Annotated in this window: 11 protein-coding genes; 1 reads left to right on the top strand and 10 read right to left on the bottom strand. The window is 67.9% G+C overall.

The features are described 5' to 3' along the window. Positions 1–124: 124 nt before the first annotated feature. Positions 125–2,983: a bifunctional [glutamate--ammonia ligase]-adenylyl-L-tyrosine phosphorylase/[glutamate--ammonia-ligase] adenylyltransferase gene (glnE, locus tag FSZ13_RS15510; protein WP_145481272.1), complete on the bottom strand. Its 2,859-nt coding sequence runs from the start codon at positions 2,981–2,983 to the stop codon at positions 125–127. A gap of 521 nt (positions 2,984–3,504) precedes the next feature. Between glnE and FSZ13_RS15505 the strand changes: the two genes are divergently transcribed. After that, positions 3,505–5,019, top strand: coding sequence for an acetyl-CoA hydrolase/transferase family protein (locus FSZ13_RS15505; protein WP_145481271.1), 1,515 nt, complete (start codon positions 3,505–3,507; stop codon positions 5,017–5,019). Positions 5,020–5,363: 344 nt separating this feature from the next. On the opposite strand, the gene hglS is transcribed toward FSZ13_RS15505, so the two are convergent. The 9 genes from hglS to FSZ13_RS15460 all read right to left on the bottom strand — a co-directional run bounded on the left by hglS (position 5,364) and on the right by FSZ13_RS15460 (position 16,988). Beyond that, entirely contained in the window at positions 5,364–6,728 is a 1,365-nt protein-coding gene (hglS, locus tag FSZ13_RS15500) for a 2-oxoadipate dioxygenase/decarboxylase HglS (RefSeq protein ID WP_145481269.1), read from the bottom strand. 573 nt (positions 6,729–7,301) lie between these two features. Next, positions 7,302–7,856: a hypothetical protein gene (locus FSZ13_RS15495; protein ID WP_145481267.1), complete on the bottom strand. Its 555-nt coding sequence runs from the start codon at positions 7,854–7,856 to the stop codon at positions 7,302–7,304. A gap of 4 nt (positions 7,857–7,860) precedes the next feature. Continuing rightward, the gene (locus tag FSZ13_RS15490; RefSeq protein WP_145481264.1) at positions 7,861–8,610 is read right to left on the bottom strand and encodes an HAD family hydrolase; all 750 of its coding nucleotides are present in this window, start codon (positions 8,608–8,610) and stop codon (positions 7,861–7,863) included. A gap of 198 nt (positions 8,611–8,808) precedes the next feature. Continuing rightward, the gene (locus FSZ13_RS15485; protein ID WP_145481262.1) at positions 8,809–9,225 is read right to left on the bottom strand and encodes an EF-hand domain-containing protein; all 417 of its coding nucleotides are present in this window, start codon (positions 9,223–9,225) and stop codon (positions 8,809–8,811) included. 220 nt (positions 9,226–9,445) lie between these two features. Then, entirely contained in the window at positions 9,446–9,823 is a 378-nt protein-coding gene (locus FSZ13_RS15480; protein ID WP_145481260.1) for a DUF4175 domain-containing protein, read from the bottom strand. 46 nt (positions 9,824–9,869) lie between these two features. Then, on the bottom strand, positions 9,870–10,589 hold the full coding sequence (locus tag FSZ13_RS15475) for a M15 family metallopeptidase (protein ID WP_145481259.1): 720 nt from the start codon (positions 10,587–10,589) through the stop codon (positions 9,870–9,872). Beyond that, positions 10,543–12,207 carry a serine hydrolase domain-containing protein gene (locus FSZ13_RS15470; protein WP_145481257.1) on the bottom strand — a complete coding sequence of 555 codons (1,665 nt, stop codon included), beginning with the start codon at positions 12,205–12,207 and terminating at the stop codon, positions 10,543–10,545. The genes FSZ13_RS15475 and FSZ13_RS15470 overlap by 47 nt, the downstream gene beginning before the upstream one ends. A gap of 210 nt (positions 12,208–12,417) precedes the next feature. Further along, positions 12,418–15,444 carry a TonB-dependent receptor gene (locus FSZ13_RS15465; protein ID WP_145481255.1) on the bottom strand — a complete coding sequence of 1,009 codons (3,027 nt, stop codon included), beginning with the start codon at positions 15,442–15,444 and terminating at the stop codon, positions 12,418–12,420. A 62-nt stretch (positions 15,445–15,506) separates the two neighbouring features. Continuing rightward, the gene (locus FSZ13_RS15460) at positions 15,507–16,988 is read right to left on the bottom strand and encodes a transglutaminase-like domain-containing protein (protein WP_429000012.1); all 1,482 of its coding nucleotides are present in this window, start codon (positions 16,986–16,988) and stop codon (positions 15,507–15,509) included. Between the last annotated feature and the right edge of the window lie 113 nt (positions 16,989–17,101).

Here is a 17,101-nt window from a genome sequence, read left to right as displayed (position 1 = left end):
TGGGTCCAGGCTCGTTGCGATGGAGCAGCGCCGGTGGGGTCGCATCCCTATCGACCGCCGTTAGGTGTTCCGCGTTCGGTTGCGGCATGAACATCGTCGGGGACGGCGTTTGCTTTGGTCCGGGTCATGCGTTACCGAACGTTGAACCGCTATCGGCGGTCGTTTGGGAACCGACCCTACCGAACGGCAATTCTGCCGCTTCGCAGGCTGCGGTGATGACGCGCTGCGCTTCTTCCAGGGGGGGCGTTGGCACCGCCAATCGCGGCCTCCTGTCCAGCGTGCACGCCAATCCCACGTCCAGCAACGCGGCGTGCGCTTCGTGCAGCGCCTCGCGGGTGCCGCCCGGCAGCCAGGCGATGCTGGCGAGCTGGTCGATCAGGCTTGGGGTGTCGCGCGGTTCCACTACCTGCGGGTTGGTGGCTGCGCTGTCGAGCACGCCGGTCTGCAGCAGGAACTCGAGGTCCACGATGCCGCCGGCGCCCTGCTTCAGGTCCCAGCGCGCGGCGTCGCTGCGGTCCAGTTCGGTGCGCATGCGGCCGCGCATCTTGATGACGTCGGCGAACAGCACGTCGCGTTCGCGCGGTTTCGCCAGAGTGGTGGCGCGGATCCGTTCGAAGTCGGCCAGCAGGGTGGCGTCGCCGGCAATCCCGCGCGCGCGCACCAGCGCCTGGTGTTCCCAGGTCCAGGCGCGCTCGCGCTGGTATTCGGTATAGCTGGCCAGCGAGGACACCAGCGAGCCCTTGCCGCCGTCCGGGCGCAGGCGCACGTCGATGTCGTACAGGCGGCCGGCGGCGGTGACCGCGCCGAGCAGCGCCATCACCTTCTGCGCCAGGCGCGCGTACCAGCGACCCGGATCCAGCGGGCGCGCGCCGTTGCTGCTGTCCTGGTCGGCCGGGTGGTCGTGCAGGAACACCAGGTCCAGGTCCGAGCCGAAGCCCAGCTCCAGACCGCCCAGGCTGCCGTAGCCGATGATCGCGAATCGACCACCGGGCACTTCGCCGTGCGCGCGGCGCATGTCCGCATCCGCCATCGCCAGCGCGGTGACCACCACGGCCTGCGCAAGCTGGGCGAGCTGGCGGGTGCTGTCCACGGCGCGCTGGCGGCCGTCCAGCGTGGCCAAGGCCATGCGGAAGCTCAGCGCGAGGCGGGTTTCATTGAGCAGGCGCAGCGCGGCTTCCGGGTCATCCACGGCCAGGGCGGCATCGCACTCGGCCTGCATGGCGGCGGCGTCGGGCATGGGGCCGGAGACGCGCACGTCGAGCAGTTCGTCCAGCAGCAACGGGTAGGCGGCGATGCGCTCTGCCAGCAGCGCGCTGCGCGCGAGCACGTCGACCAGCCGCGACAGCGCGCTGGGTTGTTCGTCGAGCAGCGCCAGGTAGCTGGTGCGGCGCAGGATGGCCTGCAGCAGGCCGAGCACGCGCTTGAGCGCGGCGTCGGGCTGCGGCGAGCGGGTGGCGGCGTGCAGCAGGGCGGGCAGCACGCGGTCGAGGCGTGCGCGGGCGGTGTCGCTGAGCGATTTCACGCCCAGTGACTGGGCGAAGTCGCGCAGGGACTGGTCGGCACCATTGGGATCGTGGAAGCCGGCGTTGGCCAGGACTTCGGCATCGCCCCGGTCGGGCATGCCGCGCCAGTAGTTGGCCAGCGCATCCGGCGCGGCCTGCCCGGCACGCGGCGCGAGCAGCGCGGCGAATTCGGTGCTGACTCGCTCGCGCTGCACATCCAACGCCGCCACCAGCGCGTCCCAGTCCGCGTAGCCCAACCCGCAGGCGATGCGCAGGCGGTCGGTGGGGTCGGCGGGCAGCGCGTGGGTCTGGGCGTCGCGCAGCATCTGCAGGCGGTTTTCCAGCCGGCGCAGGAAGCCGTAGGCGTGCAGCAGGTCGTCGCCGTCCTGTGCGGCCATCTGCCCGCAGGCGACCAGCGCCGGCAGCGCGTGCAGCAGGCGGCGCTCGCGCAGGCTGGCTTCGCGGCCGCCGCGGATGAGCTGCAGGGCCTGCGCGAGGAACTCGATTTCGCGGATGCCGCCGGGGCCGCGCTTGATGTCGTCGAACATGTCGCGGCGCGAGACTTCGGCGGTGATCGCGGCCTTCATTTCGCGCAGGCCGTCGAGCGCGGTGAAGTCGAGGTAGCGGCGGTACACGAACGGGCGCAGGGACTGCAGCCAGGCTTCGCCGGCGGCGATGTCACCGGCCACGGCGCGCGCCTTGAGCCAGGCGTAGCGCTCCCAGTCGCGGCCTTCGCGCTGGAAGTACTGGTCCATGCCGGCGAAGGAGAGCGCGACGCGGCCGGCACTGCCGAACGGGCGCAGGCGCAGGTCGACGCGGTGGCTGAAGCCGTCCACGGTGGTGTCGTCGAGCAGGCGTGCGAGGCGCTGGCCGAGCCGGGCGAAGTATTCCTCGGCCGCGAGCGGGCGCGCGCCGTCGGATTCGCCGCCCTGCGGGTAGGCGTAGACCAGGTCGACGTCGGAACTGAAATTGAGCTCGCCGCCGCCGAGCTTGCCCAGGCCGAACACCACCAGCTGCTGGGCGCTGCCGTCGGCGGCGCGGACCACGCCGTGGCGGGTGGCGAATTCCTGCTCCAGCGCGGCCAGCGCCAGGCCCAGGCATTCCTCGGCGAGGCGGGTGGCCCCGGCGAGGGTGGCGGGCACGTCGTCCAGGCCTTCCAGGTCGCGCCAGATCAGGCGCGTGGAACAGGCGGTGCGGTAGCGGCGCAGGCGCACCGGCCAGTCCGCCGGCTGCTGCGGATCGAGTTCCGGAAGCGGCAGCGGCGGGCAGTCGTTTTGGGTCAATTGCGACAGGAGCGCAGGCTGCCGGCACAGCGTGTCGATGGCGAAGTCGCTGGTGATGGCCAGCAGGCGGAGCTGGGCGAGGACCGGTTCCGGGGGCGGCCAGGACCCTGAGTCGTTCAGGCTGAGCGCAAGGCGGGCGAGCGCGCGGTCGACCAAGGGGACGAGGGCGGCGGGGACGGCATCGGCAGGAATCGGCATACACCGATTATGCATGGGGCCGCGCGCGGCGCCCCAATGGCACGGACACGGTGCGGTGGGGTCGGTTCCCAAACGACTGCCGATAACGGGTCAACGCCCGGTGACGCATGACCGTTGGCAGAAACAAAGACCTTCCCCGCGCAAGGTCATGCCCCATCGAACGCGGGTGATCCAACGGCGGTCGATTGGAATGCGACCCTACCAAGGCACCGCCGTCCGTCCGGCATGGCGTTGTGCCCTTCAATGAATTGGGCATCTGCCGAATTTCAGGCATAAAAAAGCCCGCTTGCAGCGAACTGCCAGCGGGCTCTGCTCCCTCCCCCACGTCGGGATGCAGGGCGATCTTCTAGGCTCCGCGAACAAGTTGCACGCTGCACTGCAAAACAATACTGACGGGTACAGATGCCCTCATTTAACTGAATAGGAGCTCATATACCCGGAGAGCGCCATTCCACCTTGGTCGCACCCGGCACAGGGGTGGTATGGCGGATAATGAATATCCCCCACAAAACGTAGTCGTCATGTCCGTTGATCGCATTGCCGACGCGCGCCTGCGCGCTCGCGTTGTATCTGCCGAAGCCGCCGCCGCGCTGATCCAGCCGGGTGAGACGGTGGCCATGAGTGGTTTCACCGGTTCGGGCTACCCCAAGGCGGTGCCGGTGGCGCTGGCGCAGCGCATCGAGGCGTTCCACGCCGACAACCTGCCCTTCCAGATCAGCCTGATGACCGGTGCCTCCACCGCGCCGGAACTGGATGGCGCGCTGGCCAAGGCCGATGGCATCGCCATGCGCATGCCGTTCCAGAGCGACCCGGACGCGCGCAACCGCATCAACGCCGGCCTGCTGGACTACATCGACATCCATCTCAGCCACGTGGCCCAGCATGTGTGGTTCGGGTTCTATGGCGAGATCGATACGGCGGTGATCGAGGTTTCCGCGATCCGCGAAGACGGTTCGCTGGTGCCCTCCACCTCGGTGGGCAACAACAAGACCTGGCTGGACCTGGCGAAGAAGGTGATCGTCGAGGTCAACGAATGGCAGCCGGCCGGTGTGGACGGCATGCACGACATCTACTACGGCACCGCGCTGCCGCCGCATCGCAAGCCGATTCCGCTGATCCACGGCAACGACCGCATCGGTGAAACCGCGCTGCGCTGCGATCCGGACAAGATCGTGGCGGTGGTGCGCACCAACGGACCCGACCGCAACAGCCCGTTCAGCCCGATCGACCAGACCAGCGAGCAGATTGCCGCCTACCTGATCGAGTTCCTGCAGCACGAGGTGGCGCGCGGCCGCCTGCCGGCCAACCTGCTGCCGCTGCAGAGCGGCGTGGGCAACATTCCCAATGCAGTGCTGGCGGGGCTGGGAAAGAGCGGCTTCCGCGACCTGAGCGCGTTTACCGAGGTGATCCAGGACGGCATGCTGGACCTGCTGCGCGACGGGGTGCTGAGCTACGCCTCGTGCACCGGGTTCGCGCTGAGCCCGCAGGCCAATGAGACGTTCAAGGAGCACATCGATTTCTACCGCGAGCGCATCATCATGCGCACGCAGGAGATTTCCAACCATCCGGAACTGGTGCGCCGCCTGGGCTGCATCGGCATGAACGGGATGATCGAGGTGGATCTGTACGGCAACGTCAATTCCACCCACGTGATGGGCACGCGGATCATGAACGGCATTGGCGGCTCGGGCGATTTCGCGCGCAACGGATTCCTGTCGGCGTTCCTCAGCCCGTCCACGGCGAAGAACGGCACCATTTCCGCGATCGTGCCGATGGTGAGCCATGTGGACCACACCGAGCACGATGTGTCGGTGATCGTGACCGAGCAGGGCTTGGCGGATCTGCGCGGGCTGCCGCCGCGCAAGCGCGCGCGTGCGGTGATTGATAACTGCGCGCACCCGGATTTCCGCGACCAGTTGAACGATTATTTCGAGCGGGCGAGCCGGGATAGTTACGGCAAGCACACCCCACACCTGTTGCCGGAAGCGTTGTCGTGGCACCAGCGGTGGTTGGAGACGGGCACGATGAAGATTTGATGGGGTGCAATGAAGACGCCGGGAATTTCCCGGCGTTTTTTTTACGTTATTAGATCGCAATGCGCCGCGGTTACGTTATTCAATCGCAATGCGCGTGGTAGGGTCGGTTCCCAAACGACCGCCCATGACGGTGCAACGTCCGGTAACGCATGACCTCGGGCAAAAAACAACCGCCGTCCCCGCCGTGATTCATGCCACAACCGAACGCGGAACATTCCACGGCGGGGCGCTCCTCCGCATCCTGCGGCCGCGCCACTCGTGCATCCATGCACATCGTCGATTGGAATGCGACCCTACCGGTTTCGCATCCGCATCGAGCTGATTCAACGGGCCGCCCCGTTCAATCAACCGCGCAGGCTGTCGAGCGACTCGTTCTGCAGGCGTTCGTAAATCACGAACTCATCCTCCACCTTCATGCCCAGCGCCTGCTCGAACGCATCGCGGTTGGCGTGCGCGGCGTAGGCGCGCTGCTCTTCCCCGCCCAGGTTGGACTGGAAAATACCCGCGGCACTGACCGGCAGGAAATCCTCGTAGACGATCGGGTCGGCACTTGCCAGCCCCGCGGCCACCAGTGCATCGGCCGGCAGGTCGCCCACTGCGGCCGGGTCGGCGCGGCCCGCGTCGGTGAGGGCGTAGCGGTAGTAGCCCAGCCCTTCGCGGCGCAGGGTGTCGTGGTCGTCGGGGAAGGCAGTGAACGCCGCGGCCAGGCGCGTTGCATAGTCCTGGCCAGTACTGCCGGCACCGCCGGCGTCACGCGCCTGTGCCAGCAGCTGGTCATACAGCGCGCGGCCCTTCGGGGTGAGCGCCAGGCCACGCTGTTCGATCTCGCCAAAGCGCGCGGTGTGGGTGCCAGCATCGCCGCCCTCGCCGTGCGGGAAGTTCACGGTTTCTTCCAGCGCCTTGAAGCTGGTCTGGCGCAGCAGGATCGGACAGCGGCGCGGCGGTGGGCCTTCGACCACGGCCTTGGCATCGATGCCACGGGCGAGCATGCCGGCCTGGGCGGCGTCGATGTCCAGCGTGCGCGGGGTGAGGTGGTTGATGTGCGGGCCGCGGAAGCTGACCACGTCGGCCACCAGCCGGTGCGCGTTGCTCAGCGCGTTGTAGGTCGCCAGCGAGACGGTGGCATCGCTGTGCCAGCGGAAGGTTTCCAGCGCGGCCAGCACGAAGCGGCGCGCGTCGGTTGCATCGAGGCCGCCGTCGCGTTCGGCCTGCGCGATGAGGGCCAGCGCGTCGTCGGTGAAGATGCGGCGGCGCGCGAGGATGCGTGCAGCTTCGTCACGCAGGGCTTCGTCCTCGATCAGTTCCAGTCGCAGCAGCGAGGTGAACACGCGGAACGGGTTGGCGGCCAGCGCCGAGGCGGTACGTGGGCGGAAAGCGGTGGAATGCACCGGCACGCCGGCCACGGAGAGGTCGTAATAGCCGATCGGGTACATGCCCATCACTGCGAACAGGCGGCCCAGGGTGGCGAGCTCGTCGGCGGTGCCGACGCGGATGGCGCCGTGGCGTTCCTGGGCCAGGCGGGCGCGCTCGTCATTGCGCTCGAGCTGCTCGGCCAGGGCCGGGTTGTCGGTGAGCACGGCATCGTTGATCTCGGCCACCAGGTCGACCAGGGTGCCGTAGAGCGGCACTTCGGTGCGGTACATGGTGGACATGGCCTGGGCGAACAGGCTGCGGATATCGTCGGGTGAAACGAAACGGTCGGCGCTCATTACGTACTCGGCAATGGAACACGAAGGGAAAAGCAGGCGCGTATTGTCGCGCAGCGAAGCGGAGGCGGCGAGGTGCACAGCAGCATCGGGGCGGCGCTTGGAACCGGAGCGGTAGGGTCGGTTCCCAAACGACCGCCGATGGCAGGTCAACGCCCGGTAACGCATGACCACGGGCACAAGCAAAAGCCCTCTCCGCCGAAGGTCATGCCATCACCGAACGCGGAAACCCTATCGGCGGTCGTTTGGGAACCGACCCTACCGCACCCCGATCAGCCAGACAGGTGCGTTAACGCCTCCGAGTGGGCGGGGCGAGGTGCACATCAGCAACGGGGCGGCGCCTGGAACCGGAGCGGTAGGGTCGGTTCCCAAACGACCGCCGATGCCAGGTCAACGCCCGGTAACGCATGACAGTGAGCAGAAACAAAAGCCGTCCCCGCCGGGGGTCATGCCATCACCGAACGCGGGCACCCTGTCGGCGGTCGTTTGGGAACCGACCCTACCGCACCCCGATCAGCCAGCCACGTGCGTTACCGCCCCCCCATCAGCCCGCCGCATGCGTTAGCGCGCCTTGCGTCAGCGGTCGCGCGTGGTGGCAGCTTCCGTGGCCGCACGGTCGCGCTTGGCGCGGTCGCCCAGCTGGGCTTTCAGGGTGGCGTCCAGCGTGACCGGGCGGTCCCAGTGGTCGTGGCTGGCCACGATGGCGTGGCGCAGGGCGCGCCAGTGCAGGTTGGTCGGGGTGACAGGCATGTCGGCGACGACGTCGGCCCAGCGCTTGGGCTGCCCTTCTTCCGGGACCGCCTGCGACCACGCTTTGACGCTGTCGCGGCAGGAACGTTCGGTCACCTTGCTCCAGAAACAGGCGAAGTAGATGTCGCCGGCCTGCCAGCCGTGGGTCTGGAACAGCGCGGCGATGTAGCCGCGCGAGACCCCGGCATAGCGGGCGACCTCGTCGAGGAAACTGTCCGGGTAGCGCTCGGCATAGCGGTTGATGTCCTGCAGCTGGGCGTCCACCCAGCTGTCGCCGGTATCCACCTGGTAGGCATCGGACTCGGCGGCGGTCTGCTGCGCGGCGGCCTGCAACGGCAGCCACAGCAGCAATGCCACCAGCAGCGCGCGCAGGACCTTCATCGGCTCAACCGCCCGCCGCTTTGGCTTCGATGGCACGCAGGGCCTGCGGCCAGTCGAAGGCGGTGGCCGCTTCGACCATGCGTGGCTCGTCGGCGGCCACGCCATGCTGGGTTTCGTGCGCCCAGGTCACTGCGTACGGGGTGTGGATGCCCCAGCCACCGAGCGTGACCACCGGTTCGATGTCCGAGCGCAGCGAGTTGCCGACCATGACGAAGCGCTCCATCGGCAGGTCGAATTCCTCCAGCACGCGGGCGTAGGTTTCCGGGTCCTTTTCGGACACGATCTCGATGCGCGGGAACAAGTCGCGCAGGTTGGCGACCTTGATCTTGGCTTCCTGGTGGAACAGGTCACCCTTGGTGATCAGCACCACCGGGTAGTCGCGGGCGATCTCGGCCACCGATTCGCGTACGCCGTCGATCAGTTCGACCGGATGGCGCAGGGTTTCATGGCCGATGTCCAGGATCAGCTGGAGGTCGCGGGCGGCGATCTTCTGTTCGGTAATTTCGATGGCGGCTTCCAGCATCGACAGGGTCATGCCCTTGACGCCATAGCCGAACACACCGAGGTTGCGCTGCTGCACGTCGAGCAGGTGCCGCGCGGTGGCGGTGTCGTGCACGTCGATATAACGCGCCAGGATGTTGAGGTATTCCAGCTCGGCCTTGCGGTAATAGTCCTCGCTCTTCCACAGCGTGTCGTCACCGTCAAAACCGACCAGACCGATGGCGCCGTGGGGCGTTGGCAGGGAGGTCATCATCGGGGAAGGATAACAAGCCGGAAAGTAGGAAGGGCGGCCGAGGCCGCCCTTCCTGACCGTTCACCGTTGTCCAGCGGTTTCAGGGGTGCTGCTGGGTTGTCGGCTCCGGATGGGGGTGCCGACTAACAGTCGGCACTACCGGCAGCGCTACCGTCGGCGCTGCGGGCGGGCGCCATGAACGGCGCCCGGCCCGATGCGTCAGCGGCCCGGGGCGGCGTTGCCGCCGGCGGCTGCGCCCTGCTGGGCGGCTACGTAGGCTTTGTACTCGTCCGGGGTGAGCTTGCCGTCCTTGTTACTGTCGGCCTGGTCGAAAACCTGGGCAAGGCCGGCGTTCACCGCTGCCTCGGACTTGCTGATGGCGCCGTCGCCGTCGGTGTCGACGCTGGCCCAGGTCTGGCCGCCGCCGCCGCCCGACTGCGCGGAGGCCTGGGCGGCCGCGCCGCTCGCCGCGTCAGCCGCGTCGCTTGCCTGCGCTGCCGACTGCTGGGCCTGCGCGGCCTGGGTCTGGGCCTGCGCTGCACTCTGCTGGGCGGTCTGCGCCATCGCCGGAATGGCCAGCACACTGCCTGCGGCGACGATCAGGGCGATCAGGGGCTTGCGGTTGCGAATAGTCATGTGGGTGGTCTCCTTTAGGGATGGTGCGCGGCTCGTTGTTTTCCGCACGGCCCCACACTGCCAGCCCGTTTGTGAATCGATCTTGCGCGCCGATCGGGGCGCGCACGCGGTCTTAACCACAACCGCGCAGCGCTCCTTTACCGCGGTGGTTACGCGCAGGTGAGCGGTTGGTAACACGCCCATTCAATCGGACCGGATTTAACCGGATGCGAACGAAAACTCAGTCCGATTTGGCGATTTTTTCGCCTGAGCGCGAACTGAACACAAGCCAGCCCACTGCAACACCGCCCAGTGCACCGGCCACTTCCAGCACCACGCGCGAGCCCAGTTCGTTCGGGTCGTGGATGGTGGCCAGGTACAGCCGCGCGTACAACGGCGACTCCAGCCGCACGATGCCCATGTAGAACAGCTTCCATGCATCGATGCCGGCCGAGGCCACCACTGAGATCACGCTGGCCCAGCCGATGGCGTGCCCCAGCGACCAGCCCGCCCAGCGGCACAGCCGCTGCCACAGCGCGTACACCAGCAGGCCGACCAGCAGGGCGATGAGCCCGGCTTCCAGCGTGCCCAGCAATCCAAAGTGCAGCGGCAGGTTCATCGTGGTCCAAGCGTTCGGTGAGCGCGCATTGTAGCGGCGCCCCGCCTCAGCGCACCGGCACGTCGTAGGCGGTGCCCGGGTCGGGTTCGGGGCTGAGGGTGAAGTGCCACCACTCCTGCGGGTAGTTGGCGAAGCCCTGGCGCTGCATGGCCTGCAGCAGGGTCTGGCGGTTGCGACGCTGTTCGGCGCTGATGTCGGGCGCGTCGGTATGCGCGCGCGGCCCGAAGAAATCGAAGTCGGTGCCCATGTCCACGCTGCGGCAGGGCGCGCTGCGGCAGTCGAGCAGGCCCAGGTCGACGGTGGCACCGCGACTGTGGCCGGAGGTTTCGGCGATGTAACCGCCCAGCAGAGCGGGCTTTTCCAGGCCGGGATACTGGATGGCCCGGCGCGACTGCTCCTGCGGGTCGTGCGCCCAGGCGACGAAGGCGCGTACCGACCGTGCGGGGCGGTAGCAGTCGAACACCTGCAGGCCGTAGCCGCGGCTGCGCAGCTCCGCTTCCACTTTCGCCAGCGCGGTGGCGGCCGGGCGCAGCAGCAGGCATTTCGGCGCGTCATAGCCCGGCACCGGGCGGGCGGTGAAGTTGTCGGCGGTGGCGTAGCGCACGTCGAGGTGGATGTCCGGCGACAGGCTGCGGATGTCGACCAGGCCGGCCTGCTCGGCGCTGCGTGCCGGGGCGATGGCGACCGCCTGCGCGCTGGCCTGCGTTGCGCCGAGCAGGCTAAGGGCAATCGCCGATGCGAGTGAAAAGCAGGTCCTGGAAGTCATAGCTGAAGTCGATGTCCGGATCGATCGCACGCAGAGTCAGCGTGGGCGGGTTGCCCGGCTGCACCTGCAGCCAGGGTTCGGCGTCCGCCCCGAGCGTATCCCACTGCACCAGCCAGCGCGTATCGACCTGCATCACGGTGCCGCGCAGGCGCGGCGATTTGTCCACGCTGAAGCGCAGGGTGCCGTTTTCCGGGCAGAGCTTGGCTTGGCCCAGCCAGGGGTCGCGATACAGGCCTTGTACGGCGATGCCCTGCGTGGCCGCAGGATGGTCGGCGCCGTGTAGAGCCACGCCCTGCGTGGCTGCAGGATGGCCAGCACCCCGTAGAGCCACGCCCTGCGTGGCTGCGGGATGGTCGGCGCCGCTCAGCCACGCAGGGCGTGGCTCTACGGGTTTGCGGGCGGTGGTGTCTGGGCGCACGTGGCCGGCGGCGTGGCGGTGGGCCGCTTCGGCCTGGAGCTGCGCGGCGTAGCCGGCGACGGTCCGCTGCTGCGCCGGTGCGGTGAAGGACTTCAGCGCGGTCTGCATGAGCACGGTGCGGGCGTCTTCGCCTTCGCCGTTGATCAGGATCACCACGCCCACCTTTCTGTCGGGCAGCAGCGCCAGCGAGGAGTACATGCCCGACAACGTACCGGTGTGGGCGACCTTCCACTGCCCGTCCATGTCCGACAGGCGCCAGCCGTAGCCGTACGCGGAAAAATGCGCGTTGTCCCAGCGGCGCTGACGCTCGCCCAGCGGCATCGGCATGTGCGCGGTCCACAGCGCGCGGCGCTGCGATTCGCTCAGCCAGTCCGGCACCAGGCTGGGATCAAGCAGCACCTGCATCCAGCGGGTCATGTCGCGCAGGCTGCAGCGGATGCCGCCGGCGGCCATGGAGGTCAGGTCCGGGGCGACGTCGGCATCGGCGCTGACCACTTCGTTGCGCCCGTCGCGCGGCGCGTGCGGCTGTGCCACGTTGCCCACCTTAGCCACCGACCAGCTGCCGGCCTGGCAGCGGGTCATGCCCAAGGGCACGAACAGTTCCTCGCGCAGCAGCTGGTCGTACGGTTTGCCGCCGGCGGCGGCGGCCACTTCGCCGGCCACCACGTACATCAGGTTGTCGTAGGCGTAGCCGCTGCGGAAGCTGGTGACCGGCTTGAGGTGGGCCAGCCCGGCAATGATGTCGGCGCGGGTGAAGCGGTTGGGCTCGGGCCAGAGCATCAGGTCGCCGGCGCCCAGCCCCAGGCCGCTGTTGTGGATGAGCAGGTCGCGGACCTGCAGGTGCTCGGTGACCCATGGGTCATGCATGCGGAACTGCGGCAGGTGCTTGATGACCGGGTCGTCCCAGGCCAGACGCCCACGGTCGACCAGGCGGGCGAGTACGGCGGCGGTCATCGCCTTGCTGTTGGAGGCGATCTTGAACAGGGTGTCTGCGTCGATGCGCTCGCCGCTGCCGGCGCGGCGTTCGCCACGCGTGCCGGTGAATACCACCTCGCCGTTGTCGACCACGGCCATGGCGATGCCTGGGAGATGGTAGTGCTGGACGGTGGCGTCGAGCATGGGGTCGAACGTTGCCGCGGGTGATGCGTGTGCGGAGGCTGCGGCGAGCGGGAGCAGCAGGAATAAGAGCGAGCGATGCATGGCATGGGTTCCAGAGCGTGCCGACCAACGGTCGGCACCTACCAGGGTTTCCGCGCGGGGTTGGGCCCCGGCGCAGGATCGGCGCCCCCGCGCCGGGTCGGGTTCCGGCGCAGGATCGCTGCTCGGCGCCGGGTTGGGTGCCGGCGTAGGGTCGCCACCCCGGTGCGGGGTCGGGTGCCGATCAGGTCGGCACCCGACCGTGCGGGCCGGTCAGAAGTTCCAGGTTGCCATCAGCTGGGTGTAGCGCGGGGCCTGCCAGCGCGTGCCGGTGTTGAAGGTGTTTTCGCGGAACTGGCCCGGCTGCGCTTCGTAACGCTGGTGCACGTTGACGACGGTCTGGTTGTTGAACAGGTTGAACACTGACAGCCGCACGCTCAGGTCGATACCCTCCACGGGCAGGCGCCAGGTGACGTTGGCACCCATGGTCCAGGTCCACGGCACGCGACCATAGGCACCGCGCGGGGTGTATTCGAACTGGCGCTGGTCGTACGGGCCGGAGCAGTTGGCCACGCACAGCCAGCCGGTGCCACCGCCGCCGCTTTCGTTGGAGGTGCTGCCACCGGCCACGGTGTCGCCCGGCCACATCACGCCGAAGGCGGTGATCGGGCCGCCGGACTGCACCTGCAGGGTGGTGCCGAACGACCACTGTTCGTTCAGGGCATACGCCGCGCGCAGCTTGAACTGGTGGCGGAAGTCGTTGAACAGCACGCCATAGCGTTCGTTGTTGGCCGGGTGGTCCCAATGCTGGACCATGCCGGTGTCGCCGTAGCCGGTGTCGGAGTTGACCGGCCCTTCGAAGTTGCCGTCGCTGCGCGACCACAGGTAGGAGGCGTTGAACAGCCACTTCTCGTCCCAGCCACGGTCGAGCTGGAATTCCAGTGCTTTGTAGGTGCGCTTGGGCTTGGAATAGCCGACTACTTCGCCGCTGCCGCCCTTGCGGTAGCCGCTGTTGGCGGTGTCGATGGTGATCCAGCCTTCGGTGGCGCAGCCGATGCTGGAATCGCCCCAGATGGTCAGGCTTTCGCCCGGGTTGGCGATCGGCCACAGGGTGGTGCCGGTCGGGCCGCACGGGGTGTAGTTCAGGCGCAGGTCGTCCAGCGCGCGGTCCATGGTGCGGTAGGTGGCGTTGACGCCCCACGACCAGGCCTGGTTGATCATGCTCTGGAAGCCCAGGATGTATTCGTCCTGGTAGACCGCCTTGAGGTCGCGGTCCACGCTCTGGCGCAGATCGGCCGCACCGGTGTTCATGCGGGTGTCGACCGGGCCGATCTGCTGGCCGATGATCGGCGCGGCGTACGGCGCGCCGGTGACCGGGTTGGACTGCTGCTGCCAGCCATTCAACACGTAGTAGGAATATTCGTCGGTGAGCCCACCGGCGAAGTTGACGTTGATGTTGTTGGTGACCGGCAGGTAGTAGCGGCCCGCGTTGCCGAACAGCTTGGTGGTGGCGTCGCCCTTCACGTCCCAGGAGAAGCCCACGCGCGGGGCGATCAGGTCGTCCATCTTGATGAAGGCATCGCCGTCGGCGGTGCGGTTCTCGAAGCGGTCCCAGCGCACGCCCAGGTTGAGCATGAGGTTGGGGGTGATGTTCCAGATGTCTTCGAGGTAGAAGGCGTTGGCTTCGGTTTCGAAGGTGCCGCCGGAAACGCGGTTGCGGGCGCGCAGCATCTCGGTCACGCCGGCCGGCACGTAGGCACCGGCGCCGTCCCACACTTCATCGCCCGGGCGCGCCACGTAGGCGGTGTAAGCAAGCTGGGTCGGACCCGGGTAGCGGGTGGCCTGCTCGGTGGTCATCAGTTCGCGGTCGACGCCGAAGCGCAGCAGGTGGCGACCCAGCTGCCATTCGAAATCGAGGCGGGCGACGTCGCGGGTGTCATCGCGCTCGGCGACGGCGGCGCCGGTGGGATGGCAGCCCGGGCGGAGGCCGTTGAGCTGGCCCAGGCGCGAGGCGTAGCTGGCGTCGGTGAACACCGGGCTGCAGGCCTGGTCGAGCGAGGAGCTGGTGAACGCACGCTGGTTGTTCTGGCCGACCATGGCGCGAGCGGTGAAGTTCTCGCCGAAATGGCCGGTGTAGGTCGCCGAGTAGTTGCGGCCGCCGGTTTCGGTGACCGAATCGCCGCCCCAGCCGCCGATCTGGTTCTCGTCCCAGTCGTAGTTGTACGAGCCGTTGGTGACGTCGCCCTCGTCGGAGAACGCCAGCAGCGCCAGGCTGTGGTTGTCGGTGATGTTCCAGTCCAGCTTGGCGCCCCAGAAGCCGTTCTCGCTTTCGTTCTTGAACCAGGTCAGGGCGTCGTTGGAGGTGTTGTGGCCGCTGTCGTTGCGGTCTTCGTACATCGCGAACAGGAACAGCTTGTCCTGTACCAAGGCGCCGGAGCCCCACACGTTGGTCTTGAAGAACGAGCTGTCGTCGCGGCTGGCGTAGGAATGCGGGGTGCCGTCGCGGTGGAAGTGGTCGCGGCCGCTGGAGCGCCAGGCGCTGGGCTCGGCGGTGATTTCCACGCCGCCCTTCAGCTCGTTGCTGCCCGAACGGGTCACGGCGTTGATCACGCCGCCGGTGGAGCGGCCGAACTCGACCGAGTAGCCGCCGGTTTTGACCTGGAATTCGTTGAAGAAGGCGAACGGTGCGCTGGAGAAGCCGCGCCGGGTGTACATGTCGGTGACGTTGAGGCCGTTGATGAAGACTGCGTTTTCGGCCACGGAGGAACCGGCGAACGACAGGCCACCGAAGGTGGAGTTGCCGCCGACCACGCCGGGAGCGAGCAGCGCCACCGCGGCGAAGTCCTGTGCCACCGGCAGGCGCTGCAGCTCCTGGCGGTTGACGTTGAAAGAGGTTTCGGTGGTGGACACATCCACCCGGTTGACCACGCGCGTGCCGACTACCTGCAGCGCGTCGAGGTTGACCACCCCACCGCCGCTGCCCAGGTTCACGGTGGTGGTGCCGCCTACCGCCACGCTGACCGCGACCGGCTCACCGAGCGGCTGGCCGTCGCGGCTGAGCTGCAGCTGGTAGTCGCCTACCGGCAGCTGGCCAAGGCGGTAGGTACCGTCGGCACTGGCGGTGACCGTGCGGGTCTGCCCGGTACTGGTGCTGACCACGGTGATCTGGTCTCCGGCACTGGCACGGCCGGCGACGGCGCCGCTGACGGCCTGTGCGAATGCCACCGTGGGCAGCAGGCTGCCCAGACACGCTCCCAACGCGACGCACAGCGCCGCCCGCTTCAAACCGTTCGCTTTCATTCCCTGCTCTCTCCTTCAAGGGTGAAAATAATCATGTTGGTCACCCCACCAACGGTGGGGTGCTACCGGGCCGTTGCCGGCGTTACGTGCGACTGGAAGTCGTAAGTCCATTGATCGAAGTACAGGTTGCCGCCGGCCCATTCGACTTCGCCGCGCTGCGAGTCGACGGTGTCTGAGCGCGGGTGCTGCTTGGCCGGCTGGAACGGCTGCTGGAAATCGTCGTTGAAGGCGATGCGGTAGGCGTCGAGGCTGCCGAAGTAGAAGTCGCGCAGCGCCGGGTCGGTGCTGTCCAGGCGCCCGGTGGTGACGTCCATCGGCACCCAGCCATACGGCGCCAGATACAACGCGCCCCAGTCGTGCAGGTTGTTGTAGCCCACCGCATCGTCGGAATACACCATGCCCGACTGCCAGCGCGCGGGAATGCCGTTCAGCCGCAACAGCGCGATCAACAGCAGGGTCTGCTGCCCGCAGTCGGCATGGCCGGCGTGCAGCGCGTAATCGCTGATGTTGGAGATGGTGGAGTATTCGCGTGCGCCCGCCCACGGAATCTGGTCCACGGCGTCGAACAGTTTCCGTGCGATGCGATAGGGGTTGGTTTCGCTGCCGACCACGCGCTGCGAAAACGCGCGCAGCGCCGGGGTGAACACCACGTGCGGCGGCTGTTCGGCCAGGAAGGGCAGCAGCGCGTCGCTTTCCGGGGTGGTCAGCACCCTGGCCGGGTCGATCGGCACATGGAGCGCGTACACGGTGAGCGCGTAGCGGATCTCGAAGCGGGTGGGTTTGCCGGCCACCGCCTTCTGCTGAAGGTGCACGGTGCGTTGCAGGGCGGTTTCCGGTGCGATCACCGCGCCCTGCGTCGGGCCGATCCAGGTGATGTCTTCCTGCTGGCCGCGGATCCAGCGCGGATACGGAATCCAGGCCTGCAGCAGTTCGCCGGCCGGCACCGCGTCGGGTTTGACCGTTATGGACTGGGTGACCTCGACCCGGCGCGGCACCACGCTGGTACCGGCGCCGCTGCGGGTGGCCGCCACGACCTCATGGTGGTGCGGGGCAAGCTGTTCGTACGGGCCGCCCACCGGCGGCGGCACGCCGGGTGCACGGCGGGCGCGTGCTTCGGCACTGATCCGGAACAGGTTGGACGGGGCGCGCTTGAACCAGCGGCGCTCGCCATCGATATCCAGGTGTTCGAGCAGGCCGGCCGCATCCCAGCGCGCGAACTCGTCGTCGCGCAGGTCGGGAATCTGCCTGCGCAGCTGCGCCTTGGCGCCCGCTTCGTCCAGGCTGAAATCCAGCTTCATGCGGCGCATGCGTTCGCGCTGGAAGGTCCACGCGGCACGCTGCTCGTCGCTGAGGGCGGGGTCGGCCAGGCGTTCGCTGATGCGCGCTTCAGCCACGGCAAACTGGCCCTGGTCGATCTGCGCGATCACCGCGTCCTGGGCCAGCACCGGCGCCTGACCCGATGCCATGCCCAGCAGCAGGCACGCCGTGGCGGCGCGACGGGCGAAGGTCGAGGCAGAGCGCGGTTTGCGTACGGGCAGATCCACAGCGACACTTCCCAAGGTGCGGGTGGTAATCGCTGTGTAACACGGGCCTGACAGGGGGTCAATAATTTATTCTTGCTTTCGCTGAAAAAAGGAATAAATATTCCTGACGCTTC

This window comes from Stenotrophomonas rhizophila, from assembly GCF_007667275.1.
Lineage (GTDB): Bacteria > Pseudomonadota > Gammaproteobacteria > Xanthomonadales > Xanthomonadaceae > Stenotrophomonas > Stenotrophomonas maltophilia_AE.
Note: the sequence above shows the minus strand (reverse complement) of the source record. Positions and strands in the feature narration are given on the sequence as shown.

Excerpts from the sequence above, each read along its gene's own strand:
- FSZ13_RS15505 (WP_145481271.1), top strand. The coding sequence starts at position 3,505 with ATGTCCGTTGATCGCATTGCCGACGCGCGCCTGCGCGCTCGCGTTGTA.
- hglS (WP_145481269.1), bottom strand. The coding sequence starts at position 6,728 with ATGAGCGCCGACCGTTTCGTTTCACCCGACGATATCCGCAGCCTGTTC.
- FSZ13_RS15495 (WP_145481267.1), bottom strand. The coding sequence starts at position 7,856 with ATGAAGGTCCTGCGCGCGCTGCTGGTGGCATTGCTGCTGTGGCTGCCG.
- FSZ13_RS15470 (WP_145481257.1), bottom strand. The coding sequence starts at position 12,207 with ATGCATCGCTCGCTCTTATTCCTGCTGCTCCCGCTCGCCGCAGCCTCC.
- FSZ13_RS15465 (WP_145481255.1), bottom strand. The coding sequence starts at position 15,444 with ATGAAAGCGAACGGTTTGAAGCGGGCGGCGCTGTGCGTCGCGTTGGGA.
- FSZ13_RS15485 (WP_145481262.1), bottom strand. The coding sequence starts at position 9,225 with ATGACTATTCGCAACCGCAAGCCCCTGATCGCCCTGATCGTCGCCGCA.
- FSZ13_RS15480 (WP_145481260.1), bottom strand. The coding sequence starts at position 9,823 with ATGAACCTGCCGCTGCACTTTGGATTGCTGGGCACGCTGGAAGCCGGG.
- glnE (WP_145481272.1), bottom strand. The coding sequence starts at position 2,983 with ATGCCGATTCCTGCCGATGCCGTCCCCGCCGCCCTCGTCCCCTTGGTC.
- FSZ13_RS15490 (WP_145481264.1), bottom strand. The coding sequence starts at position 8,610 with ATGATGACCTCCCTGCCAACGCCCCACGGCGCCATCGGTCTGGTCGGT.
- FSZ13_RS15475 (WP_145481259.1), bottom strand. The coding sequence starts at position 10,589 with ATGACTTCCAGGACCTGCTTTTCACTCGCATCGGCGATTGCCCTTAGC.